This window comes from Erwinia sp. ErVv1 (genome assembly GCF_900068895.1).
In the GTDB taxonomy this organism is placed as follows: domain Bacteria; phylum Pseudomonadota; class Gammaproteobacteria; order Enterobacterales; family Enterobacteriaceae; genus Erwinia.
The window spans coordinates 42,788-66,484 of sequence record NZ_CDPK01000019.1 but is presented as its reverse complement, the minus strand read 5'-3'; the positions used below and the strand labels follow the sequence as shown (position 1 = coordinate 66,484).

The window sequence follows — 23,697 nt, the reverse complement described above, 5'->3', positions numbered from 1 at the left end:
ATCCCGACCACACCAGGCCGGGAATTTTAACTATTTCAGCTCCCGACAATGATACCCGCTGTTGCGTTTAAACTTCGGCACGTCACAGGTGCTGTGTAACGCGCCCGGAAATTCCCTCAGCCACTGCGCCACCTTTCTGCGGTTGATCGGCACCACGCTCAGGCCCTCAATGCAGCCCCACAGTTCGCGGGTGTCCTGGGTGGTGATCACGATGCAGTCCGGCATCACCCGGATCTTAATAGGCATCCCGTGCAAAAATCCCGCCTGTTCCAGCCACTCGCCGCGTAAAAACAGCCCGTGATGCATGGCGTTGCTGTGAAACTCACAGCGGTTAGTGGGCTGCGGTGCTTCAGTTGCCTGCGGTTCTGACTTACAATCGTGCTTAGCCATTATTAACTCCATGATAGTTAGTGATGGTTAGCGGCGCTGGGGTGTTGCAACCATCCCGGTTCCGCGTTAATCATCAGCTGGTTAGCTGATAATCTGTTTTAGCCTGTCCTGCTTAATCGCCATATCCATAAGACGACATATCACGTCCTGATCCTCCGGCTTTAAAGAGTCCGCCTGCTTGCAAAGTTCTTTTAACCGCTTGTTTTTAATCTCCTAGTAAAAATCATAACTAATCTTGCTATATTTTTAGAGTTCACAGATGAGAGGCAAATAGATCCAGATTTAGCGGTAGAAATGATGGAGAAAATGGCCGCAGAGTTACGATCATTAAATGATGACGATAGGAAAGATATAACGAGTATCTTCCAAGATATATCAAGAGAATATACTGGAGATAAATGCGAGTTCATTAAAGAACTACCTGAGTCCTTTGGCTTAATCTAATAAAGAAATCCCAGCCACCGGGCTGGGATTTTACTTTATAACCAGTCAGTTACACCTTAGCCGCCCGCTTCTGCGGCCCGGCGATCACCTGAATAAACTCGGCGATCTGCTGTTGCTTACGAGCGGAGAGTTTTTTACAGGTCTGGCGCAGGGTGGTGACCACTTCCGGCTCCTCCGGCTCTGGCCGGGGTTCCAGCGCGGTCAGTATCAGGCAGCCCGGCAGCACCCGGACGTTAAGCTGTGTTCCGGTATCAAACCCCGCCTCCTTCAGCCAGCCGCCCTTCAGGGTAATGGCCGGAACGGGTTCAAAGGTACGTGAATCCCGGATATAGCTCACGGTGTAAGCTCGTGTTGTTGTGGGCGTACCCGTCCCTGACTTATGATGTTGCTCAGCCATAATCAACTCCTGTTTAGTTGCTTGTGGTTAGCGGCGGGTATGAGGTGAGAACTCACGCCTGCCGCGCTCAGTTAACGTCTGCTACTGTTAAATCCTATTACCTGTTCAACCATCGACTTCTTAACAAAACTGTCCAGTACGGCGATCAGCGCCTGCTGATCTGAATCCGGCAACAGATCCGCCTTCTGCCACAAAGAATGCAGCATATGATTACGGATCTTCACCTCTTCCGAAACGGCCTGACGGCCAACCAGTTCATCCAGCGTCACCTGTAGCACATCGGCAATCTTAATCACCGTATCCAGGTGAGGGGCTGTTGCTGCTTTCTCCCAGCGGTTATAGGCTCGCGGGTCTAATCCAAGCAGCTCAGCCAGACGGACCTGACTGAGATTACGGGCCTCACGCAACAGGCGAAGACGCTCTGCAAATGCTGACATATCCATACCTGCACACAATGAATTATCGGTGTTCATTGTACGGCCTCCTTTTTAGTTGCCTGTTGCAAATCTCATAATATATAGATAATGCAATCTACATAAGTGTCTATTGACGTGTTTTACAGGAGTTGGATATGCCCCGCATCCCGCAGAAGGAACTGGACGAGTTAAAGCGCACCGTGTCGTTAGCGGCGCTGGCCGAATCACAGGGGCATCAGCTGCGTAAACAGGGGCGTGACCTGGTGCTGCTGTGTCCGTTCCATCAGGAGAAAACCCCCTCGCTGGTCATCAGCCCGGCCAAAAACCTGTATCACTGCTTCGGCTGCGGGGCGGCGGGGTCAGTGGTTGACTGGATGATGAAAACCGAAAACTTCTCCCTGCCGAAAGCGGTGCTGCGGCTGCGTGAGTTCGCCGGATCTGCCGCCTCTTCTTCAGCCGCTGTTCTTCCTGCGCCTTCTTCGCCGCCTGCCCGTCAGACGCTCACCGACCTGGACGACGACGGCCAGGCGCTACTTAACCAGGCGGTGAACTGGTATCACCGGAACCTGCTGAACAGCCCGGATGCGCTGGCCTGGCTGGAGAAGCGCGGCCTGAACCATCCCGGGCTGGTGAGCCACTTCCGGTTGGGGTTCGCGGGGGCGCACGGCGTGGCGGGGGCGCTGCCGTCACCGGCGTCGAAGGAAGGAAAATCCCTCCGGGCAAGGCTTACCGGGCTGGGCGTGGTGCGTGAGTCGACGCGTCAGGATCACTTCCGGGGCTGCCTGGTGGTGCCGGTCACGGGCTGGTCAGAAAGTTATGATCCGGCTGCACGTGGCCGGGTGTTGCAGCTGTACGGGCGGCGTACCATGCCGGATCATCAGATAAAAAAGGGATCGGCAAAGCACCTTTACCTGCCGTCACCGCTGGCCGGGGTGTGGAATGAGCCGGCGCTGAAAGCCTCGTCAGAGGCGATCCTGTGCGAGGCGCTGATCGACGCGATGACCTTCTGGTGCGCGGGGTTCCGCAACGCGATCGCCGCGTATGGCTGCAACGGCTTTAACGCGGATCATCTGGCGGCGCTGGCGTATCACGGGGTGAAGCGGGTGCTGATCGCCTTCGACCGGGACGACGCCGGGGATCGGGGTGCGGAAGGGGTCGCCGGTCAGCTGGCAGAGGCGGGGATCGAGGCCTGGCGGGTGCGGTTCCCGGCGGGGCTGGATGCGAACGCGTATGCGCTGAAAAGCGGCAATCCTGAGTCTGCGTTCGCGCTTGCGCTGGAGCAGGCCGTGCGGATGGGGTCAGACAGCGGCCCCACTGCCGCACCGGAAACGCTGACCGCCAGCGGCGAAAAACCGTCTTCTTTAGCTGCCCTGCCGGGCGTTCAGACGGCAACGGTTGCCGCTGCAATCCCCGCTATCGCCTGCGACATCACGCCCTCCGGCGAGCTGCTGCTGCGTTCCGGGCCGCGCGCGTGGCGGGTGCGGGGCTGGCAGAAGAATACCCTCTCCGAAGTGATGAAGGTGAACGTGCAGGTGCTGGACGAATCAACCGGCGCGTTCCACGTTGATACGTTCGATATGTACCACGCGAAGCAGCGGCAGGCGTATGTGAGCACGGCGGCGAACGAGCTGGCGTGTGAACTCGCGGTGATAAAACGTGAATGCGGCCGGGTGCTGCTGGCACTCGAAGCCCGCCGGGATGAACGGCTGAAGGCGGCGGAAGCGGAACAGGCTTCCGGGGCGGTGACGGTCTCCGGTGAGGATGAAGCGGCGGCGCTGGCGCTGCTGAAATCCCCTGACCTGGCAGAGCGGATAGTGAATGACCTCGCGGCCTGCGGCGTGGTGGGCGAAGCCACCAACCTGCTGACCGGGTATCTGGCGGCGGTCAGCCGTAAGCTTGATAAGCCGCTGGCGGTGTTAATCCAGTCATCGTCTGCGGCGGGGAAATCCTCGCTGATGGACGCGGTGCTTGGGCTGATGCCGGAGGAGGAGCGCATCCAGTACTCGGCCATGACCGGGCAGAGCCTGTACTACCTGGGGGAGACCTCGCTGCAGCATAAAATCCTGGCGATAGCGGAGGAGGAGGGGGTGCGGCAGGCGGCGTATGCCCTGAAGCTGCTGCAGTCGGACGGGGAGCTGAAAATCGCCTCGACGGGCAAGAACGAGCAGAGCGGGGAGCTGGTGACGCGGGAGTACAGCGTGAAGGGCCCGGTGATGCTGATGCTGACCACCACGGCCATCGACGTGGACGAAGAGCTGCTGAACCGCTGCCTGGTGCTGGCGGTGAACGAGTCCAGGGAGCAGACGCAGGCGATACACGCGATGCAGCGGCGCGGCCAGACGCTGGAAGGGCTGCTGGCGCAGTCGGAAAAAGGTTACGTCACGAAGCTGCACCAGAACGCGCAGCGGCTGCTGCGGCCGCTGAAGGTGGTCAATCCGTATGCGGAGCGGCTGACGTTCCTGAGCGATAAAACGCGCACCCGGCGCGACCATATGAAGTACCTCACCTTAATCCAGTCGATAGCCCTGCTGCACCAGTACCAGCGGGAGGTGAAGCGGGCTGAGCATCGCGGCCAGGTCATCGAATATATCGAAGTGCAGCCATCGGATATCACCCTGGCAAACCGGTTAGCGCATGAGGTGCTGGGGCGCACGCTGGACGAGATGCCGCCGCAGACGCGCAGGCTGTTAATCCAGCTGAAGGGCTGGGTACAGGAAGCGGCGCAGCGGCAGGCGGTGAAGCCGGAGGAGCTGCGGTTCACGCGGCGCGAGGTGCGTTCGTCGCTGGGCTGGGGCGACACGCAGCTGAAAATCCACCTGGCCCGGCTGGTTGAAATGGAATACCTGCTGCTGTTCCGGCGCGGGCTGACGTATGGGTACGGGCTGCTGTGGGACGGGGAAGAGGGTGACCGGGCGCACCTGTGCGGGCTGCTGGAGGTGGCGGCTGACGAGGGCGGCGCGCTCCGGTCGGGGTCAGGGGCAGAGCGGTCGGCCCCCGGTCGGGGTGCGGCCGGGGGGCAGGCGGACGGCAAAAAAGCGGCGTCAGGCCAGAGCCGGCGAGGGTTAACGGGTGAAGCGGTCGGGTCTGACAAAAACGCAGTAATAAGAGGAAAAGAAAAACGCGTCACCGCCGTCGCCCCTGATGATGGGGTGGTGCAACGTGGCTAACCGTAAACCCCGCTCAAACCGCCTGCTTACCGTCGATGACGTGTACCGCCAGCCCGTCGGCCCGGCTTCCGACCCGAAAAGCCTCTATAACCTGCTGCTGCGGTTCGTCAGGTGGCGCAGGGAGCGCAACTGGTCGGAGACCACGCTGAAGGTGCAGACGCATCACAGCTACCGCTTTATCCTGTGGGCGGCTGAACGGGGCCTGCACCATGCCGGAGACGTGACGCGCCCGGCGCTGGAAACGTACCAGCGGCATCTGTATCAGTACCGCAAGAGCAACGGTGAGCCGTTAAGCACGCGCACCCAGCGGACCACGCTGCAACCGCTTCAGGTGTGGTTCAGCTGGATGGCGAAACAGGGCCTTATCCTGGCGAATCCGGCCGCTGACCTTGAGCTGCCGAGGCTGGAAAGGCATCTGCCGCGCACGATACTGAGCGTGGAACAGGTGGAGGAGGTGCTGAACGGGTGCGACCTGACGACGCGGCAGGGCATCCGTGACCGTGCGCTGCTGGAGCTGCTGTGGTCAACGGGGATACGGCGTGGCGAGGTGGCCGCGCTTGAGATATACAGCGCGGACTTCTCACGCCGGGTACTGACCATCGTGCAGGGCAAGGGAAAGCAGGACCGGGTGATCCCGGTGGGCGAGCGGGCGCTGTGGTGGCTTAACCGCTGGCTGCATCATGTACGCCCGGAGGTTCTTGCCGTCCCTGACTGCAAGGCGCTGTTCCTGGCGATGGACGGCATGGCGGGGCTGACGGCCAGTGGTATAACAATGGCCGTGGTGCCGTACCTGAGAGCGGCGGGCATCGACAAAGGGAGCTGCCACCTGTTCCGCCACGCGATGGCCACGCAGATGCTGGAGAACGGCGCGGACCTCAGATGGATACAGGCGATGCTGGGTCACAGGAGCGTTGAATCAACCCAAATCTACACGCAGGTGAGTATCCGGGCACTTCAGGCAGTGCATGCCTCAACCCATCCGGCAGAGCAGCGGGAGAACCCGGAACCGGGCGCAGCAGCGGAGCCGCCGGAAAGCCCGTAAGCCCTCTGTGAGCCGGGTTGTTCCGTGCACGGCAGAGCGCCGCGTCCGTGCGGCGCTCTGCCTTCATCGCGTCCCGTGTGCGCGGGGGTAAACGGCCGCCCGGCCAGCGCTAAGCGGTGGCGTTCTCTGCGTTCATGCTGCTGGCCGAACGTCCGTTCAACATAATGTGCGGGTATTATACGCAGTCGTCCTGCAGAGCCCCTCAGCCCGGCCCGCCCTCAACGAGCGGGCCGTCTTCGTATAATACACATTATGTCGTGCGCCCCCGCGTTGTGGGCCGGGGTGGGGCCGCCATCCCTGGCGGCGTCAGCAGCAGTGCAAACCCTCAGCAAACTAAAAGATAATCTGAAAAATTAATCCCGGCCACCGAGCCGGGATCTTTTTACCCGCCGCTTACTCCTCAGCCAGCCGGATAATCAACTTGCCCTGTTCACAAATCACCTCAACCTTCCTGCCCGTCTCAAACCCCAGATCCCCCATCCAGTGGCCCCGCAGCGTGATCGACGGTGACGGACGGTGCTTAATATGATCCTTAATGTAACCCACGGTATAGAGCCGGACTTTGGTTGAAAAGTATTCTGACTTATGATGTTGCGCAGCCATGATTAGCTACCTCACTTAATTGGTTGTGGTCAGCGGGTTGTCGCTGTTCCACCACCTTCAGCCCGCGCTCGTGTTAACTCTCTTCTTTAGCCGCCTTCCTTGCAGAGTCCCAGCGGCGGGACTGGTACTCGGTGATCAGGCTTTCCAGTACTTCACGGACTATCGCCTGTTCGTTCTCCGGCAACTGGCTGATGGCTTCAAACTGAAGCGCCAGCTCACCTTCAGGTCCACGTTCATGTTCATCAAACAACAAAAAAACGGTACTGACATGTAGCGTGGTGGCAATCTTCTTCAGTGCATCAAGAGAAGGCATCGCCTGGCCGCTCTTGTACTACTTCCAGCTGTTAACGGGCAGGCCAACGGCATCAGCCATCGCCTGCTGGGACAGGCCAGGCTCTTTACGTAGTAAGTTAAGTCGCGTAGGTACCCGCCGGTGCTGGAGCGTTACCAGCGGTATTTGTATCAGTACCGCAAAACCAACGGTAAGCCGCTCTCCAGCCGGAGGCGGCGCACCACGCTCCAGCCGCTTCAGGTGTGGTTCTCCTGGATGGTAAAACAGGGGCTGATACTGGCAAATCCGGCGGCAGACCTTGAGCTGCCACGGCTGGAAAAACGGCTGCCGCGTACCATCCTGAGCGTGAGCGTGGAACAGGCGGAAGACATCGTGAACCTGTGCGACCTGGGCACGTTGCAGGGTGTCAGTGACCGGGCGCTGCTGGAGCTGCTGTGGTCAACGGGTATCCGCGCGGTGAAGTAGAAAAACTGGAGATATACGGCCCGGACTTCAGCAGGAAGGTACTCACCATCGTACAGGTCAAGGCAAAGCAGGACCGAGTGATATCGGAGGGCGCTGTGGTGGCTGAAGCGCTACATCGTCCAGGTCAGGGCGGAAATCCTTGTCATACCTGACTGCAAAGCACTGTTCCTGTAATGGACGGCGTGGCGGGTCTGACGGCCTGCGGCATTACCATGGCCGTGGTGCCGTACCTGAGAGCGGCGGGTATCGACAAAGGGAGCTGCCACCTGTTCCGCCATGCGATGGCGACGCAGATGCTGGAGAACGGCGCGGACCTGCGCTGGATACAGGCGATGCTGGGCCACAGGAGCGTACAGAGTACGCAAATCTACACGCAGGTGAGTATCCGGGCGTTGCAGGCGGTGCATGCGGGTACGCATCCTGCGGAGCAGGGGGAGGCAGATAAACCGAAAGTTGATGGAGAAGAGTAACTCTGAAATACTAACAGTTATTAACTGATAGTAATCCGGGTGGAGAAACGACCATGCCAACCAGCGTAGCACTCAGTCCTTACTTCGAAGCGTTCATCCGCGAACAGATAGAAAGCGGGCGTTACAACAACACCAGTGAAGTGATCCGTGCGGGACTCAGAGCACTGGAAGAACGGGAGCAGCAGATGAAACTTGAAACACTGCAAAAAGCGGTCAGCGCAGGGATAAACAGCGGTGAAAGCAAAAGTGCTGAAGAGGTGTTCGGGCGTCTGTCACGCAAATACCAACGCATGGGCGAAGGTGAGCAGACGAAATGAAACTGGGTATATCACCACTGGCAGAGCAGGATATGGAAGCCATAGGTGACTATATCGCGCAGGATAACCCGGTACGGGCAGTGAGCTTCACGGAAGAGCTGTATCAGCAGTGCCTGCTGATAGGGGAATCACCGGGCATCTACAGAGAAAGACCCGAGCTGGGGCAGTGCGTCAGAAGCTGTGCTTACGGGCGCTATCTCATCGTGTTCAGGGTGCTTGATACTGAAGTGCGTATAGAGAGGCTGCTGCATGGCTCACGGGATATTATAACGCTGTTCACAGAACCGGACGGAGCATCAGAGCCACCGGACAGCCCGTAAAGTTAGCGGAGCCGTCTGTGAGCTGAGTTGTTCGCTGTGCGGCAAAGCACCGCGTCCGTGCGGGGCTCTGCCTTCATCGCGTCCCGTGTGCGCGAGGGTAAATGGCCATACAGCGGTACAGGCGGCGCACAATATGGCGGTTCAGGCGTGGCCGCTGCCCGGCCATTAAACATGATGTGTGGGTATTATACGCACCCGTCCCGCTCAGCCTCAGCGCCCGGCCCCCGGCCCGCCGTTATCGTGAGGGCCGTATGCGTATAATACACATTATGACGTGCGCCCCCCCGTTCCGCGCCGGGGTGGGGCCGCTATCCCTGGTGGCGCTGGCCTGATCATCGTGTTCAGGCAACAGCAATAAGGCAGGCCGGCCTGACGGCCTCCGCTTAAAGGGCTTTATGCTCCCCCGGCTGCGTCTGTCTGCGGCGGCCAGACAAATGTATTCAATCAGTTAAACAGTGGGGGGCTTTTCAGTGCTACGGATGCGCTTATAGCCACAGGTATCAGCGGACTAACTCAGGGTAAAGGATTCTATTTACTGATGTAGCAAGGTTACTGGTGCTTATACAGGCGCTAAATTGCAGGGGAAGATGCTACAGCTCCGATCCCCGATGCAGGCTTGGGAACCCTGGAGGTGCTACCATAGGAAAAGGTGTGGAGCGACTACAAGCTACAATTCCTCAATTCACTATACCTAAAATAGCAGGGGCAGTCGCTGAATCTGCCGGTTCTGAATATCCTGGAAGTTCCGCAAAGAATCCAGCCGAAAAAGTTCAGCAAAAATTGGAGAAAAAGAGTGATGCAAAATAAGAAAATTAAGCTCTTAGTCTTATTGGTCACTTCGTGGATAGTTGGTCTTTTCATTACTCTTGTAGGTGGTCGATTACTTATATCTCTGGCATCCTATTTTTTAGTGAGTGATTTCGATTTTGATCGAAATCACTTAATCAGAGGCATTGAAATATCAATCGGATGCGGGATTATTATTGGTGTGGGGCAATGCCTCATGTCGAAAGAGAAACCGGTCTCGCCTTCAAATCCCCGGTAACATACGCAAACCCAGGCCACCAGGCCGGGATAGTTTTACCTGCCGCTTACTCCTCAGCCAGCCGGATGATCAACTCGCCCTGCTCACAAATCACCTCAATCTTCCTGCCCGTCTCAAAACCCAGCGCCCCCATCCAGTGGCCCCGCAGCGTGATCGACGGTGACGGCTGGAGCTTAATGTGAACCCGGCCATAACCCATGGTATAACGGCGGGCTTTGGTTGAAACCTGTTCAGATTTATGATGTTGCGCAGCCATGATAACTATCTCGTAAAGTTGTTGTGGTTAGCGGCGGGATGAGGTGCGAACTCACTCCTGCCGCGTTCAGCCAACGTCTGTTACTGTTAAACCCGAATTATTACCCTAAACTTAAACCACTTCTCAGGCGCTGAGATAAGCACCTTCCTTGTGAAAATGATCTTACCGGGGGCTTCAAACGATGGATAATCGAATAGAAATCATCCAGGGGGATATCACTCGAATTCCCGTTGATGCGATTGTTAATGCGGCTAACAGTTCTCTCCTGGGAGGTGGGGGAGTGGATGGGGCAATCCATCGCGCGGGAGGGAAACAAATACTTGAAGCCTGTCAGGCTATACGGGCCAAACAGGGGGGCTGTAACGTGGGCGACGCCGTGATTACGGTCGCGGGGCACCTGCCTGCCAAATATGTCATTCATACCGTCGGGCCCCACTGGAGTCAGGGTGGAAATAACGAGGATGCACTTTTAGCAAACTGTTATATCAATTGCCTGCGGCTGGCAGAGGATAATCATATAAAGACCCTCTCTTTTCCGAATATCAGCACCGGGATTTACAGATTCCCGAAACAGAAAGCCGCAGAAATCGCCTTAAAAACGATCGCCAGCGGCCTGATAAATTATCATAATATTGAAAAAATAATTATCGTCTGCTTTGAAAGGGAGAATTACGCTATTTATAAGGCATTAGAAAAAGATCATTATTGTTGAGAACGGTATCTCTGCAGGTGGCCCGCCGTGAAAGCGGCGTAAAAGCGCCTGATACCGCTCCAGCTTATGCATCCTCCCGCCCGACGTGCAGGTTATCTGTATCTCTCCACCTGTCTCTTTACCCACTCCCTTAGCACTAAAAAGCATATAAAACCTCTTTTTATTATTTGTTGCTATGAGTATGCCTCCTTAACATGATGTGAAATATCAGTTAACAGAGGGAGGGACGCGCGTGAATTTTCAACAGCTTAAAATTATTAAGGAAGCGGCACGCTGCGAGTTTAATCTTACCGAAGTGGCAAACGCGCTGTTCACCTCCCAGTCCGGTGTCAGCCGCCATATCCGCGATCTGGAAGATGAACTGGGCGTTGAGATTTTTATCCGGCGCGGCAAGCGCCTGCTGGGCATGACCGAACCGGGTAAGGCGCTGCTTACCATCGCCGAGCGCATCCTGGATGAGGCGGGCAAGGTGCGACGGCTGGCCGATGTCTTTACCAATGAGTCCAGCGGCGTGTTGACCATCGCCACCACCCATACCCAGGCGCGCTACAGCCTGCCCAGGGTAATTAAAGCTTTCCGTGCGCTCTATCCCAACGTCAGGCTCGAACTGAATCAGGGATCGCCACAGGAAATCGTCTCGATGCTGGTGGCAGGTGAGGCCGATGTGGGGATCGCCAGCGAACAGGTGGTTAATAATCCGTCGCTGGCGGCCTTCCCCTGGTTTAGCTGGCACCACGCGCTGCTGGTACCTAAGGGGCATGAGCTTGAGCAGCAGCAGCCGGTGTCCCTGGCCGCGCTGAGCCGCTATCCGCTGATCACCTATCGCCAGGGCATCACCGGGCGTTCCCGGGTTGACCGCGCTTTCCACGGGGCGGGCCTTAAGCCTGATATCGTATTAAGCGCCCAGGACTCAGACGTGGTGAAAACCTATGTGGAGCTGGGTCTGGGCGTCGGCGTGCTGGCCGATCAGGCCTGTCAGCTGGATGAGCATTCGTCCCTGACGCGGCTGGAAGCGAAGCATCTGTTCGAGTCGAATACCGTCTGGCTGGGGCTGAAGCGCGGGCAGCTACAGCGTAACTATGTCTGGCAGTTCCTGGAACTCTGTAATGCCAACCTTTCCCTGGAGGAGATCAAGCGTCAGGCGCTTTCCGCCAGCGAGGAGGAGCCGGTTATAGATTTCCAGATCTGACCCCCACGGCATAAAATTTTGTTTGGGGCTGAAAATGGGCGTTTAGCCCGTGGACCGCCCTGTACATAGCGCAGCATTCGTTCCCGGCCCTCCGCTAGAGTGGAAATAACACTTATAAGGGGACGACATGCTTACTCAACGTTTAAACGATCCATTGCTGCTGCGCCAGCAGGCCTTCTTTGGGGGCGGCTGGCGCGACGCCGATAACGGTGAAACGCTGCCCGTTATTAACCCCTCCACCGGCGAGCGAATAGCTACCATCCCGGCTCTGGGTGCGGAGGAGACTGCCATCGCCATCGCCTTTGCCGAGGCCGCCCGGCACGAGTGGGCGAAAACGCCCAACGCCCAGCGCGCGCAGCGGCTGGAAGCCTGGCACCAGCTGATCCTCGACCATGCCGATGACCTGGCGGTGATTATGACCGCTGAACAGGGTAAACCGCTGGCCGAAGCGAAAGGGGAGGTGCTGTACGGCGCCAGCTTTGTGAAGTGGTTTGCCGAAGAGGCCCGACGTATCTACGGCGAAACCCTCCCCGCGCCGGGAAACGATCGCCGCATCCTGGTCATCAAGCAGCCGGTCGGCGTGGCGGCGGCCATCACCCCGTGGAACTTCCCGATTGCGATGATTACCCGGAAAGTCGCCCCGGCGCTGGCGGCTGGCTGTCCCATTCTGGTTAAACCCTCTGAGCTGACGCCTCTCTCAGCGCTGGCGCTAATGGAGCTGGCCATCCGCGCGGGCATCCCGCCCGGCGTTCTGCAAATCCTTACCGGCCTGCCGCAGGGCATTGGTGGCGAACTCACCGCCAGCCGCACCGTGCGTAAAATCTCCTTTACCGGATCCACCCGCGTGGGCCAGCTGCTGATGCAGCAAAGCGCAGACAGCATTAAGCGTCTCAGCCTTGAGCTGGGCGGTAATGCGCCGCTGATCGTCTTCGATGACGCCGACCTGGAGATTGCCGTCGCCGGAGTGATGGTCAGCAAATTTCGCAACGCCGGACAAACCTGCGTCTGCGCCAACCGGATACTGGTTCAGCGCGGCATCTATCCCCGCTTTGTCCGGCGCCTGCTGGAAGAGGTCAGCCGCCTTACCGTCGGTGATGGCTTTAAGGCAGGCACCACCCTTGGGCCACTGATCAATGCGGCGGCGGTGAGCAAGGTTAATGCCCATATTGAAAATGCCCTCGGCCTGGGTGCCACGCTCCTGATGGGCGGCGTCAGTCATGGGCCTGGCACCTTTGTTCCCCCCACGGTGCTCGGTAACGTCACTCCCGACATGCGCATTGCCAGTGAAGAAACTTTTGGTCCGGTCGCCCCGCTGTTTATTTTTGACACGGAAGATCAGGCCATCGCCATGGCCAATGATACGCCTTATGGCCTGGGGGCCTACTTCTTCACTGAAGATCTGCGCCGCGCGTGGCGCGTGGGTGAGGCGCTGGAATTTGGCATGGTGGGCTATAACACCGGCGCCATCTCCCTGGAAGTGGCGCCCTTTGGCGGCATAAAAATGTCCGGCGTGGGGCGCGAAGGCGCACATCATGGTCTGGACGAATATCTTGAAATTAAGGCCTTTCATTTCGGGAGTTTGAGTTAACGTTAGCCGTGAAAAACTATTACGCGCCCGCACTGGTTAACCTGCTGCGGGCTTTTTTTTATTATATTGCGGCCATGCATTTCTGATGTTTTCTCATATCTGGTGCAGGAAAAGGCGCATTTGCTCTGCAATGGTGCGTTTATAAAACAATAAAAATCATCTGCTTACGGATGCGGCTAATCAGTGAGATTTAGCCGCTAATTACGGCATAAAATTTTTTTCAGCCAGGGTTTACGCATTTATATTTTTTTACGGACTGGCATGCTTACTGCATTAGTTAATTCAGGCCAGAACCGCCGGACGGTTATTTAGTTAGCAGGCTAAATACAGGCGGGATCGCATGGGCAACAGGTCCGGTAAATATAGAGGTTTATTAATGCTAAGTTTCGATCCTGAAAAGATTGCACTGCCAGAAGGCCACTATATTAACGGCCAGCACCGACGTGGAGAGGGGGAAGGATTCGCCGTAAAGCGCCCCTCCGACGGGCTGCTGGCCGGCGAACTGGCCGACGCCGACGCCGCGCAGGTAGATGAAGCCGTTGCCATCGCCGATCGGGCCGTCAGGGAGAGTGGGTGGGCCAGCGCGCCTCCCCGCCAGCGAGGTGCGGTACTGCGGCGCTGGGCCGATCTGATAGCAAACGACCTGCCGCTCGCGCAGCTTGAGGCACTGGGTTCCACCCGTCCGATCCATGATGTCGTTAATCACGAAATTCCGTTCACCGCCGAGGCGATTCGGTTCTATGCCGAGTGCGCAGATAAATACAGCGGCGACCTGCTGCCGACCCGGCACGCCAGCCTTGGGATGCTGATCCCGGAACCCTACGGCGTGATTGCCGCGATTACCCCGTGGAATTTCCCGCTGTCGATGGCTTCCTGGAAGTGTGGTCCGGCGCTGGCGGCAGGCAATGCGGTGGTGCTCAAGCCGTCCGAGCTGACGCCTTATTCCAGCGTACGGCTCGCCGAGCTGGCGGTGCAGGCCGGGCTGCCAGCCGGGGTGCTGAACATCGTACAGGGCAGCGGTGCGGTAACCGGCAGCGCGCTGGTGGCGCATCCGCTGGTGCGAAAAATTTCATTTACCGGCTCAACGCAGACCGGCGCACGCATTATGAGCGAGGCCGCCTGGCATGGGATGAAGCCGGTTACGCTGGAGCTGGGTGGCAAAAGCCCGCAGCTGGTCTTTGACGACGCGGGTGATGTGCAGGAGGTTGCGCTGAGGATCCTGCGCGGTTTTACCGCCAACGGCGGTCAGGCATGCGTGGCCGGTACCCGCCTGATCGTCCAGCGTGGCATTGCCGCGGCGCTGATCGAACGGCTGACTGCGCTCTGTCAGGGCTTTACGCCGGGCGTCACCTGGAACGAGAACAGCCGCTATGCCCCCATGATTGATGGCCGTCAGGCCGCGAAAGTGGAGCAGATCGTCACGGAGGCCCGGCGGCTAGGCGGTGAAATCCTGGTGGGCGGCCAGCGATTTGCTGACACGGGTGGGGGCTGTTTCTGGCAGCCGACGCTGATAGCCAACGTCTCGCCCGACAGTCCCGCGGTGCAGGAGGAGATCTTTGGCCCGGTCCTGACTGTGCAGATATTCGATGAGGAAGAGGAGGGGCTGGCGCTGGCAGGCCATGCCACCTACGGCCTGTGTGCGGGTGTACACACCAAAAATCTTGACCGCGCGATGCGGGCGATGCGTGGGATTGCCGCGGGTACGGTATGGATTAACCGCTACGGCCGCTCCGGCGACTTCATTATTCCCACCGGCGGCTTTCAGGGATCGGGCATCGGCAAAGATCTGGGCCGACAGGCATTTGAAGCCTGCCAGCGTTACAAAAGCGTGCTGATCGATTTTTAAGCGCCTGCTAAGGGTCGTCGGCGCGTGCTGAACGACTTCTGAGCGCCTGACAAAAGTCGTCGGCGCGTGCTGAACGACTTCTGAGCGCCTGACAAAAGTCTTCGGCGCGTGATGGGCGAGCTTTGCGCGTTCGTCAGCGAAGTCAGCATGTCATTTATCAACCGTTACCGCTCCGTCAGCCGGTCGCATTGTGCCGGGCAACGTTCAACATTCAGTCACTGAAACCCAGGAGGATGCACCATGGCCCTGTTCAAACCGAAATTTATCACCTTTGACTGTTACGGCACGCTGATCAACTTTGATATGGCGGGTGCGGCGGCGGCCCGCTTCGCCAGCCGCGTCAGCCCGGAGAAGATGACCGCCTTCACCACCGATTTTGCTTACTATCGCCGGGACGAAGTGCTGGGCGCATTTAAGCTGTATCCCCAGGTGGTAGGCGATGCGCTCTACCGCACCTGTAACAAGTGGGGCGTGGAGTGCACGGAGCAGGACTGCGCGGCGATCATGACCGCCTGCGCCAGCTGGGGGCCACATGCGGATGTCCCCGCTGGCCTGGCGAAAGTCGCTACTGAATTTCCGCTGGTGCTGCTGACGAACTCGACAGACGAGCTGATTAAGCATCACGTTCCCCGGCTGGGCGCCCCGATCCATATGACGATTACCGCCGAAGAGGTGGGTGCCTACAAGCCGCAGATGAAGGGCTTTGAGTACATGCTCAGCAAGCTCAACTGTGCGCCTGACGAAATCCTTCACGTCTCCAGCAGCCTGCGCTATGACCTGATGACCGCCTTTGACCTGGGGATCACCCATACGGTGTTCGTTAACCGCGGGCACGATCCGGCCAATCCCGCCTATGGCTATACCGAAATCCAGGACATTGGCGGCCTTCCGGCCGTGGTGGGTCTGTAACCCTTTACCAGGAGCAGGGCATGAAACTGGAATCTTTCTGGCAGGTCACGGCCCCGGTATTTACCGGCGCGTCGCAGGGTGAACTACCTGCCACGGCAGATGTGGTGGTGATTGGGGGCGGTTTTACCGGTATCTCTGCGGCGCTCAGTCTGGCGCGCAGCGGACTTAAGGTGGTGGTGCTGGAAGCCGGGGCGGTGATGAGCCAGGCCTCCTCCCGCAACGGCGGCCACTGCAACACCGGCGTATCGCAGAACTTCGCTTCGCTGGTGGCCAGCCGGGGCGTTGAGCAGGCCAGCCGCTACTATCGCGCCTTCGCCAGCGCGGTTGACTACGTGCAGAGCCTGGTGGAAGAGGAGCAGATCGACTGTGATTTTCTGCGCTGCGGCAAAATTAAACTCGCCAGCAAGCCCGCGCACTTTTCCGGGCTGAAGGCCACCTACGAGGCGCTGAAAAGCACCGTCGATCCCGAGGTCGAACTGCTGGGGGCCGACGAGGTGCGGCGGGAGGTCAACTCGGCTGCCTTTCACGGCGGGCTGATTCAGCGGCGCGGCGGGCAGATGCATATGGGGAAATTTGGCGTGGGCCTGGCGCAGGCGGCGGTCAGCAGCGGCGCTGAGATTTTCGAGCATACGCCGGTTACCCGACTGACGCGTCTCCAGGGATACCGACATCGGGTCGGCACACCCGGCGGTGAGATCCTCGCCGATAAAGTGCTGATGGCCACCGGCTGCTCGAACGTCGGCCCCTTTGAGTGGTTCCAGCGCCGCATTGTCCCGGTAGGCAGCTTTATCGTGGTCACCGAGCCGCTGCCGCCTGAACAGCTTCACGCGCTGATGCCCACTAACCGCACCTGCGTTACCTCCCTGAATATCGGCAACTATTTCCGCACCACCGCCGATCGGCGCCTGGTGTTCGGCGGCCGCGCCCGCTTCGCCATCAGTAATCCCACCTCCGATGCGCGCAGCGGCCGGGTGTTACAGGCTGGCCTGAGCAAAATTTTTCCTGCGCTCGCGTCGGCAAAAATCGACTACTGCTGGGGTGGCCTGGTGGATATGACGGCAGACAGGCTACCGCATGCGGGCGAACAGGAGGGGGTGTTTTATTCGCTGGGCTACAGCGGTCACGGCACCCAGATGTCGGTATGGATGGGCCGCGTGATGGCCGACATCATTGCCGAAAAAGCGTCCGCTAACCCCTGGCAGCGCGACAGCTGGCCCGCCGTACCCGGCTACTTTGGAAAACCCTGGTTCCTGCCGGTGGCGGGGCTGTATTACAAAGCTCGGGATCTGATCTCCTGAGCCTCTAACGTTCGACTTTGAGGGTGTGCAGATGAGTAAATTTCGCAAAGAATTTGGTCGTGTTAACCCGTCCTTAAGCCAGGCGATTAATGAGGTCTCCCTGTCGCGCCGCAGCATCATGAAGCTGCTGTCGGCGGGGGCGGTAATGAGTACCGGGCTGGTGGCGTTCCCGGCGATAAGCGCCGCCGCTGAGACGCCGGTAAAGGGCGGCAGGCTGCGTGCGGCGGTGGCGAATGCCTCGGCGACCGACACCCTGGACCCGGCAAAGGGCAACAACAGCGGTGACTACACCCGCCAGTTTATGTTCTACAGCGGCCTGACCGAGCTGGATAAAAAGCTGGTCGCCCAGCCCGCGCTGGCCGAATCCATTGAAAGCAGCGACGGTATCAGCTGGCAGATCAAACTGCGGCCGGGCGTCACCTTCCACGATGGCAAAGCGCTGACCGCGCAGGATGTGGTATTTTCGCTCAGCCGCCATAAAGATCCCGCCGTTGCTTCCACAGCGATTAACCAGGCGAAGCAGTTCAGCAGCATCACCGCCGTCAGCCCCACCGAAGTGAAGCTGGTTTTGACCCAGCCTAATTTCGATATACCTACCGTGCTGGCGACCAGCCCGTTTTTAATCCTTCAGGACGGCACGAAGGATTTCAATAGGGCCGTCGGCACCGGCCCTTATCAGTGCAAATCCTTTACGCCCGGCGTCAGTACGGTCGGGGTGAAGAACCCCCACTACTGGAAGCCTGGCCTGCCGCACCTGGACGAGGTGGAGCTGATGGGCGTTACCGATCAGGCCGCCCGCGTTAACGCCCTGATGTCCGGCGATCTGCATATCGTTGCCACGCTTACCGCTAATGATGTTAAGCGTCTGCGCCAGTCCGGCCAGTTTGGCGTGCTGGAGAGCAAGTCCGGCATGTACACCAACCTGATTGTTCGCACCGATATGAAGCCCGGCAGCAGTGAGGATTTCGTGCTGGGCATGAAGTATCTCCAGCCGCGCGAGATTATGGTGAAAACCGTGATGCAGGGCTTTGGCGAGGTGGCGAACGATACGCCGGTGCCGCCGTGGCATCCGCTGTTTAATAAGGCGATCCCCCAGCGGCCAATGGACGTTGAAAAGGCGCGTTTTCACTTTAAAAAAGCCGGGATGGCGGGCGCCAGCGCCGAGATTATCACCACCCAGAATATCGAGGGATCGGTGGAGGGCGGACAGCTTATTCAGCAGCTCGGCCGTTCGGCCGGGGTGAATTTCCAGGTACGGCGCGTTCCCTACGACGGCTACTGGTCAACGCACTGGACTAAAGATCCGCTCGGCTACGGCTCCATCAACCCGCGCCCGACGCTCGATCTGCTCTTCTCACAGTTTTACCTCTCCGACGCCCCCAATAATGAGTCCGGCTGGAAAAACCCGCAGTTCGACCAGCTGGTGGTGGCGGCGCGCGGCGAACGCGACCAGGCAAAGCGCAAACAGATGTACGGCGATATGCAGGCGCTGATTTACGACCACTGCGGCACGATTATTCCCACCTTTATCAGCTCACTGGATGGGCACAGCAGCCGGGTGAAAGGGGTGGAGGCCTGGCCGTCGGGCATGATGATGGGCTATCGCTTCCACGAATTCGCCTGGCTTTCCTGATAACCGCTAATCCATAAAGGAGAACGGCGATGAACCGCTATATGCTCCTCCTGATTACCCGCCGCTGTGGGGCGGGTGCGCTTACCCTGCTGATTGTTTCGGCGGTGGTGTTTTTTATCACCAGCCTGCTGCCGGGTGACGCGGCGCAGATGGTACTGGGCCAGAGTGCCACCCCGGAAACGGTCGCGGCCCTGCGGCAGCAGCTCGGGCTGGATCAGCCCCTGCTGATGCGCTATCTGCACTGGCTGACCGGTATGCTGCACGGCGATTTCGGCACCTCGTTTGCCAGTCATCTGCCGGTATCGCAGCTGGTGGCCCACCGCCTGCCCGCCACCTTTGAGTTGGCCGGGCTGACTACGCTGGTGTCGGTGCCGCTGGCGCTGCTGATTGGGCTGACGGCGGCAATGAAGCGCGGCTCGCGCTTCGATCGCGGACTGATGATGGCGACCCTGGCGGTGGTGGCGGTGCCGGAGTTTCTGGTGGCGACCGTGGCGGTGATTATCTTTGCCGTCAGGCTGCACTGGGTACCCGCGATGTCGCCCGGCACGCCCCCGGCTGACCTTCTCAGCTACCTGCGGAATTATGCCCTACCGGTGCTGACGCTCTGCTGCGTGCTGGTGGCACAGATGGCGCGCATGACCCGCTCGGCGCTGATTAACCAGATGGACAGCCCTTATCTGGAGATGACGCTGCTAAAAGGCGTGTCGCCGCTGCGCGCGATACTGCGCCATGCGCTGCCGAATGCGGTCGGGCCGATTGCTAATGCCATCTCTCTCAGTCTCTCTTACCTGTTTGGCGGGGTCATTATTATCGAAAGCATCTTTAGCTATCCCGGCGTAGCCAGCCAGCTGGTGGATGCGGTGAGCAACCGCGATCTGCCGGTGGTGCAGCTCTGCGTCATGCTGTTCGCCGTCTGTTATCTGCTGCTGCTGTTGCTGGCGGATATCCTCACCATTGCTTTTAATCCCAAAGGGAGGGGCTGATGATGTCCGTTTTCACACTTCCCTGGCGTTTCTTTCTGTCGCTCAGCGGCAGCGGGCGGGCGGGTCTGGTGGTGACCCTGATCTGGATATTTCTCGCCCTGTTTGGATCCGCACTGGCCCCGCATAATCTGGAGGACATTGGCGCAGGCCCGATGCTCGGCGGATTCAGCAGGGATTTCTGGTTCGGCACTGATTATCTCGGGCGCGACATGCTGAGCCGCATCCTCTTTGGCGCGCGCTACTCGATTGGCCTGGCGCTCAGCGCGGCGCTGCTGGCCAGCCTGATCGGTACGCTGCTGGCGCTGCTGGCCGCCGTGGCGGGACGCTGGTTAGAGGAGATCCTCGGCAGGATCAACGACGCCATGCTGGTGCTGCCCGGCAAAATCCTCGCACTGATGATCGTGGCGGTCTTCGGCTCCTCGCTGCCGATGCTGATCGTTACCGCCGTCTTTACCTACTGGCCCGGTGCCTACCGTATCGCCTGGGCGATGGCGGCCAACCTGCGCTCAATGGATTACGTTGAGGCGTCGCGGCTGCGCGGTGAGAGCCGCATTTATATTGCGCTTCACGATATCCTGCCCAACATGGTGCACCCGATGCTGACCGACTTCGGCCTGCGTTTTGTCTATATCGTTCTGCTGCTCAGCGGCCTGAGCTTCCTTGGCCTGGGGGTGCAGCCGCCTTATGCGGACTGGGGGACGCTGGTGCGTGAGAATTTACAGGGGCTGTTTGACGGGTCTCCGGCGGTACTGATGCCCGCGCTGGCTATTGCCAGCCTGACCATCGGTGCCAATCTGTTTATCGACAGCCTTCAGGCAATGCGTCCGCTGAGCCAGGCGAAGGGGGTAGCATGACGGTAACGGCACACACGGCACGACCTGTCGTCGCGGTAAACCATCTCCGCGTCACTGCCCGGTCGGATGAGGGGCAGGAGATTTCGCTGGTTTCCGATATCCGCTTTTCCGTGCAGAAGGGCGAGGTGCTGGCGCTGATCGGCGAGTCAGGATCGGGCAAAACCACCATCGCGCTGGCGCTGATGGGCTATGCCCGCCATGGTTGCCGCATCGCGGAGGGCGATATCCACGTGGCGGGAACCGACGTCACCGCGCTGACGGCAAAACAGCTCTGTCAGTTTCGCGGTAATAAAGTGGCCTATATCGCTCAAAGCGCGGCGGCGTCGTTTAATCCGGCGATGAAAATTATGGATCAGGTGGTGGAGCCGGTAGTGATCCACGGGGTGATGAGCCGTGCCAAAGCCGAGGAGAAAGCCATCGCGCTGTTCCGCGAACTGGCGCTGCCTCATCCTGACACCATCGGCAGCCGCTATCCGCACCAGGTCTCCGGCGGGCAGCTACAGCGGCTGATGACCGCGATGGCGCTGATCGGCGACCCCGAGGTGGTTATCCTTGACGAACCCACTACCGCGCTGGACGTGACCACGCAGGTTGAAGTGCTTAAGGCATTCCGGCGCGTGGTGCGCCAGCGCGGCATGACCGCCATTTACGTTAGTCACGATCTGGCGGTAGTGGCTCAGATGGCCGATCGCATCCTGGTGCTGCTGAAAGGCAGGGTTGCTGAATATGCCACCACTGAAGACCTGCTCCGCGCGCCCGGGGCACAATATAGCCAGCAGCTGCTGGAAGCGGCGAGACAGAAGCCCCGGCCCAGCCCGTGGCGACCGGAAGAGTCAGGCATCCAGCCGCTGCTGGAGGTGCGCGACCTGTCGGCGGGCTATGGCCCGCTCAATGCGCAGGGTGAGCCGAAAATCCCGATTCTGCACGACATTAATTTTCGTCTCTATCGCGGGCAGGCGATCGGCATTATTGGCGAATCCGGCTCGGGCAAAACCACGCTGGCGCACGCCATTGCCGGGATGAATCCCCCTTCAAAGGGGCATCTGCTGTTTAACGGCCACTATATTGCCAGCGCGCTGCGGCAGCGCCCGGAGAATGAGCTGCGGCGCATTCAGTACGTGTTCCAGATGGCCGATACCGCGTTGAACCCGGCGCACAGCGTTGAAAAAATTCTCAGCCGACCGCTGAAGCTGTTCCACGGGCTGCGCGGTGCCGCGCTCCAGCAGCGCCTTTTTAGCCTGCTTGAACTGGTCCGGCTGCCGCGCAGCGTATTGTGGCGACGCCCCTGGGCGCTCTCCGGCGGCCAGAAACAGCGGGTGAATCTGGCCCGCGCGCTGGCGGCTGAACCCGACCTGATCCTCTGCGATGAGGTGACCTCGGCGCTGGACACGGTCGTGGCCGCGGCGATCCTCGATCTGATCACCGAGCTGCGCCGCGAGCTGGGGCTGTCGGTGCTGTTTATCAGCCACGATCTGCATGCGGTGCGGTCGGTCTGTGACGAAATTATCGTGGTGAAAAGTGGCCGGATGGTGACGCAGGTGGCGCGGGCCGACTACGATAAGCCTTCCACCGATCTCTATTACGAGCGACTGAAGCGGGCGGTGCCGGAGCTGCGACAGGGCTGGCTGGACGAGCACGATGCCAGCGATATTGCGCTTTAACGGCGGGCAAAATGCCGCAGCTGATGATGAGTTAACACTATGATGCGAAGACGAGGTTAAGAGAAGATGCCCGCACCGATTCGATACGTACAGGACAGCCGATTTTTCCCCGAGTCGGCGGATGTGGTGGTGATTGGCGCCGGTATTGCCGGCACGGCCGCCGCTTACGAGCTGGCAAAGCAGGGCGTCAGCGTAGTGCTGATAGAGAAGGGCCTGGTCGGCGGTGAGCAGTCCAGTCGCAACTGGGGCTGGTGCCGCCAGCAGAACCGCGACGAGCGCGAGTTGCCGCTGATTATCTACGCGCTCCAGCGCTGGCAGGAACTGGGCGAGGAGACCGGCGAGGAGCTGGGCTTTCGCCGCAGCGGACTGGTCTATGCCACCAGCAGCCAGGAGGACATTAACGCCTGGGATCGCTGGGGCCAGATGGCGAAAGCCTACGGCGTGCGCAGCGACATCCTTACCGCCGCGCAGGCGAAGGCGATGACTCCTGGCAGCACCAGCCGCTGGCTGGGCGGCGTCTCGTCCCCTACGGATGGACATGCAGAGCCGTCGCTGGCCTCGGCCGGTCTGGCGATTGCGGCGCAGCGGCTGGGCGCAGGTGTTTTTCAGCAGTGCGCGGTGCGCGGGCTGGATATCTCTGCCGGTAAGGTCAGCGGAGTGATCACCGAACGCGGCCTGATAAAAACGCCCAGGGTGATCTGCGCGGGCGGAGCCTGGACCTCGATGTTCTGCCGACGGCACGGCATTGACCTGCCGCTCGGCAACGTCATCGGCACGGCGTTTCGCACCACACCGGTTGAGCAGGCGATCCGCGTGCCGCTTTATACACCCACCTTTGCCTGCCGCCCCCAGCTGGACGGCAGCTATACCGTCTCCGTCTCCGGTCGCGGTCGCCTGTCACCGGGTGCGCAGGGGCTGCGCTATGCGCGTCAGTTCTGGCCGACCTTTAAATCCCGCCGTAAAAACCTCAGCCTGGAACTGGGGCTGGGGCCTTTTATTAGCGGCCCGGAGTCGCTGGCGCGATGGCAGTTTGACCGGGTTTCGCCGTTTGAGAAAGTGCGCATTCTCGACCCGGCCGCCGACAGGGCGATGGTGGCGGAAGGCATCGCCGCGATGCGCAAAGAGTACCCGGCGCTGGGCGAGATCCGCGTCGAACAGGCCTGGGGCGGGATGATCGACAATACCCCCGATGCGGTGCCGGTGATTTCAACGGTACCGACGCTACCGGGGCTGATTATCTCTGCGGGTTTCAGCGCGCACGGTTTTGGTATTGGCCCGGGTGCGGGTCGCCTGGCCGCCGATTTGGCGATCGATGCCACCCCGGTGGTGGACCCCACGCCGTTTCGCTATTCACGGCTGATTGACGGATCCGGCCTTAACGCGCCGGGCATGATGTAGGG

21 protein-coding genes and 2 pseudogenes are annotated in these 23,697 nt (G+C 59.6%); 17 read left to right on the top strand and 6 right to left on the bottom strand.

Annotated elements, in window-relative coordinates; genetic code table 11:
- Positions 1-30: 30 nt before the first annotated feature.
- The 3 genes from A1830_RS19720 to A1830_RS19705 form a co-directional block, all read right to left on the bottom strand.
- Positions 31-390 (bottom strand): SymE family type I addiction module toxin, encoded by a 360-nt coding sequence (locus A1830_RS19720; protein WP_156485044.1) that lies wholly within the window; start codon positions 388-390, stop codon positions 31-33.
- 493 nt (positions 391-883) lie between these two features.
- A complete protein-coding gene (gene symE / locus A1830_RS19710; protein WP_067710096.1) occupies positions 884-1,231 on the bottom strand; it encodes an endoribonuclease SymE in 348 nt (115 codons plus the stop codon).
- Between the two features lie 71 nt (positions 1,232-1,302).
- Positions 1,303-1,668, bottom strand: a complete 366-nt coding sequence (locus A1830_RS19705) for a helix-turn-helix domain-containing protein (protein ID WP_231877679.1) — start codon at positions 1,666-1,668, stop codon at positions 1,303-1,305.
- A gap of 134 nt (positions 1,669-1,802) precedes the next feature.
- Here A1830_RS19705 and A1830_RS19700 point away from each other — a divergent pair, with 134 nt between their 5' ends.
- Positions 1,803-4,814 (top strand): CHC2 zinc finger domain-containing protein, encoded by a 3,012-nt coding sequence (locus tag A1830_RS19700; RefSeq protein ID WP_067710092.1) that lies wholly within the window; start codon positions 1,803-1,805, stop codon positions 4,812-4,814.
- A complete protein-coding gene (xerC, locus tag A1830_RS19695) occupies positions 4,807-5,856 on the top strand; it encodes a site-specific tyrosine recombinase XerC (protein ID WP_067710091.1) in 1,050 nt (349 codons plus the stop codon). The genes A1830_RS19700 and xerC (A1830_RS19695) overlap by 8 nt, the downstream gene beginning before the upstream one ends.
- Before the next feature lie 393 nt (positions 5,857-6,249).
- On the opposite strand, the gene A1830_RS19690 is transcribed toward xerC (A1830_RS19695), so the two are convergent.
- Together A1830_RS19690 and A1830_RS23530 are read right to left on the bottom strand one after the other, a co-directional pair.
- Entirely contained in the window at positions 6,250-6,459 is a 210-nt protein-coding gene (locus tag A1830_RS19690; RefSeq protein WP_067710089.1) for a SymE family type I addiction module toxin, read from the bottom strand.
- Positions 6,460-6,532: 73 nt separating this feature from the next.
- A pseudogene (locus A1830_RS23530) lies at positions 6,533-6,832 on the bottom strand (helix-turn-helix domain-containing protein).
- Positions 6,833-6,889: 57 nt separating this feature from the next.
- Between A1830_RS23530 and xerC (A1830_RS23525) the strand changes: the two are divergent.
- From xerC (A1830_RS23525) to A1830_RS23520, 4 genes and pseudogenes are all read left to right on the top strand, one after another.
- Positions 6,890-7,686, top strand: a pseudogene (gene xerC, locus A1830_RS23525) (site-specific tyrosine recombinase XerC); the annotation flags it as partial.
- Positions 7,687-7,739: 53 nt separating this feature from the next.
- A complete protein-coding gene (locus A1830_RS19675) occupies positions 7,740-8,003 on the top strand; it encodes a type II toxin-antitoxin system ParD family antitoxin (protein ID WP_067710087.1) in 264 nt (87 codons plus the stop codon).
- Positions 8,000-8,323: a type II toxin-antitoxin system RelE/ParE family toxin gene (locus A1830_RS19670; RefSeq protein ID WP_067710085.1), complete on the top strand. Its 324-nt coding sequence runs from the start codon at positions 8,000-8,002 to the stop codon at positions 8,321-8,323. The genes A1830_RS19675 and A1830_RS19670 overlap by 4 nt, the downstream gene beginning before the upstream one ends.
- 651 nt (positions 8,324-8,974) lie before the next feature.
- Positions 8,975-9,130, top strand: a complete 156-nt coding sequence (locus A1830_RS23520) for a hypothetical protein (protein ID WP_231877677.1) — start codon at positions 8,975-8,977, stop codon at positions 9,128-9,130.
- A 284-nt stretch (positions 9,131-9,414) separates the two neighbouring features.
- Here the strand turns inward: A1830_RS23520 and A1830_RS19665 are convergent, their stop codons facing one another.
- Positions 9,415-9,624 carry a SymE family type I addiction module toxin gene (locus A1830_RS19665; protein WP_067710083.1) on the bottom strand — a complete coding sequence of 70 codons (210 nt, stop codon included), beginning with the start codon at positions 9,622-9,624 and terminating at the stop codon, positions 9,415-9,417.
- Positions 9,625-9,805: 181 nt separating this feature from the next.
- Between A1830_RS19665 and A1830_RS19660 the strand changes: the two genes are divergently transcribed.
- The 11 genes from A1830_RS19660 (at position 9,806) to A1830_RS19610 (ending at position 23,695) form a co-directional block, all read left to right on the top strand.
- Positions 9,806-10,336, top strand: a complete 531-nt coding sequence (locus A1830_RS19660) for an O-acetyl-ADP-ribose deacetylase (protein WP_067710081.1) — start codon at positions 9,806-9,808, stop codon at positions 10,334-10,336.
- 232 nt (positions 10,337-10,568) lie between these two features.
- On the top strand, positions 10,569-11,525 hold the full coding sequence (cbl, locus tag A1830_RS19655) for an HTH-type transcriptional regulator Cbl (protein WP_067710079.1): 957 nt from the start codon (positions 10,569-10,571) through the stop codon (positions 11,523-11,525).
- Between the two features lie 127 nt (positions 11,526-11,652).
- Complete coding sequence (locus A1830_RS19650; RefSeq protein WP_067710078.1) at positions 11,653-13,113, top strand: NAD-dependent succinate-semialdehyde dehydrogenase; 1,461 nt, start codon at positions 11,653-11,655, stop codon at positions 13,111-13,113.
- Between the two features lie 376 nt (positions 13,114-13,489).
- Entirely contained in the window at positions 13,490-14,959 is a 1,470-nt protein-coding gene (locus A1830_RS19645) for an aldehyde dehydrogenase family protein (RefSeq protein ID WP_067710077.1), read from the top strand.
- Positions 14,960-15,199: 240 nt separating this feature from the next.
- Positions 15,200-15,868, top strand: coding sequence for a haloacid dehalogenase type II (locus A1830_RS19640; RefSeq protein ID WP_067710075.1), 669 nt, complete (start codon positions 15,200-15,202; stop codon positions 15,866-15,868).
- Positions 15,869-15,888: 20 nt separating this feature from the next.
- On the top strand, positions 15,889-17,166 hold the full coding sequence (locus A1830_RS19635; RefSeq protein ID WP_067710073.1) for an NAD(P)/FAD-dependent oxidoreductase: 1,278 nt from the start codon (positions 15,889-15,891) through the stop codon (positions 17,164-17,166).
- Between the two features lie 31 nt (positions 17,167-17,197).
- Positions 17,198-18,799: an ABC transporter substrate-binding protein gene (locus A1830_RS19630; RefSeq protein WP_067710071.1), complete on the top strand. Its 1,602-nt coding sequence runs from the start codon at positions 17,198-17,200 to the stop codon at positions 18,797-18,799.
- A 29-nt stretch (positions 18,800-18,828) separates the two neighbouring features.
- Complete coding sequence (locus A1830_RS19625; RefSeq protein WP_067710069.1) at positions 18,829-19,782, top strand: ABC transporter permease; 954 nt, start codon at positions 18,829-18,831, stop codon at positions 19,780-19,782.
- Between the two features lie 2 nt (positions 19,783-19,784).
- Complete coding sequence (locus A1830_RS19620) at positions 19,785-20,636, top strand: ABC transporter permease (protein ID WP_067710121.1); 852 nt, start codon at positions 19,785-19,787, stop codon at positions 20,634-20,636.
- Positions 20,633-22,297: an ABC transporter ATP-binding protein gene (locus A1830_RS19615; protein WP_067710067.1), complete on the top strand. Its 1,665-nt coding sequence runs from the start codon at positions 20,633-20,635 to the stop codon at positions 22,295-22,297. Before A1830_RS19620 ends, A1830_RS19615 begins: the two co-directional genes overlap by 4 nt.
- Positions 22,298-22,363: 66 nt before the next feature.
- A complete protein-coding gene (locus A1830_RS19610) occupies positions 22,364-23,695 on the top strand; it encodes an NAD(P)/FAD-dependent oxidoreductase (protein ID WP_067710065.1) in 1,332 nt (443 codons plus the stop codon).
- The last annotated feature ends 2 nt before the right edge of the window (positions 23,696-23,697 follow it).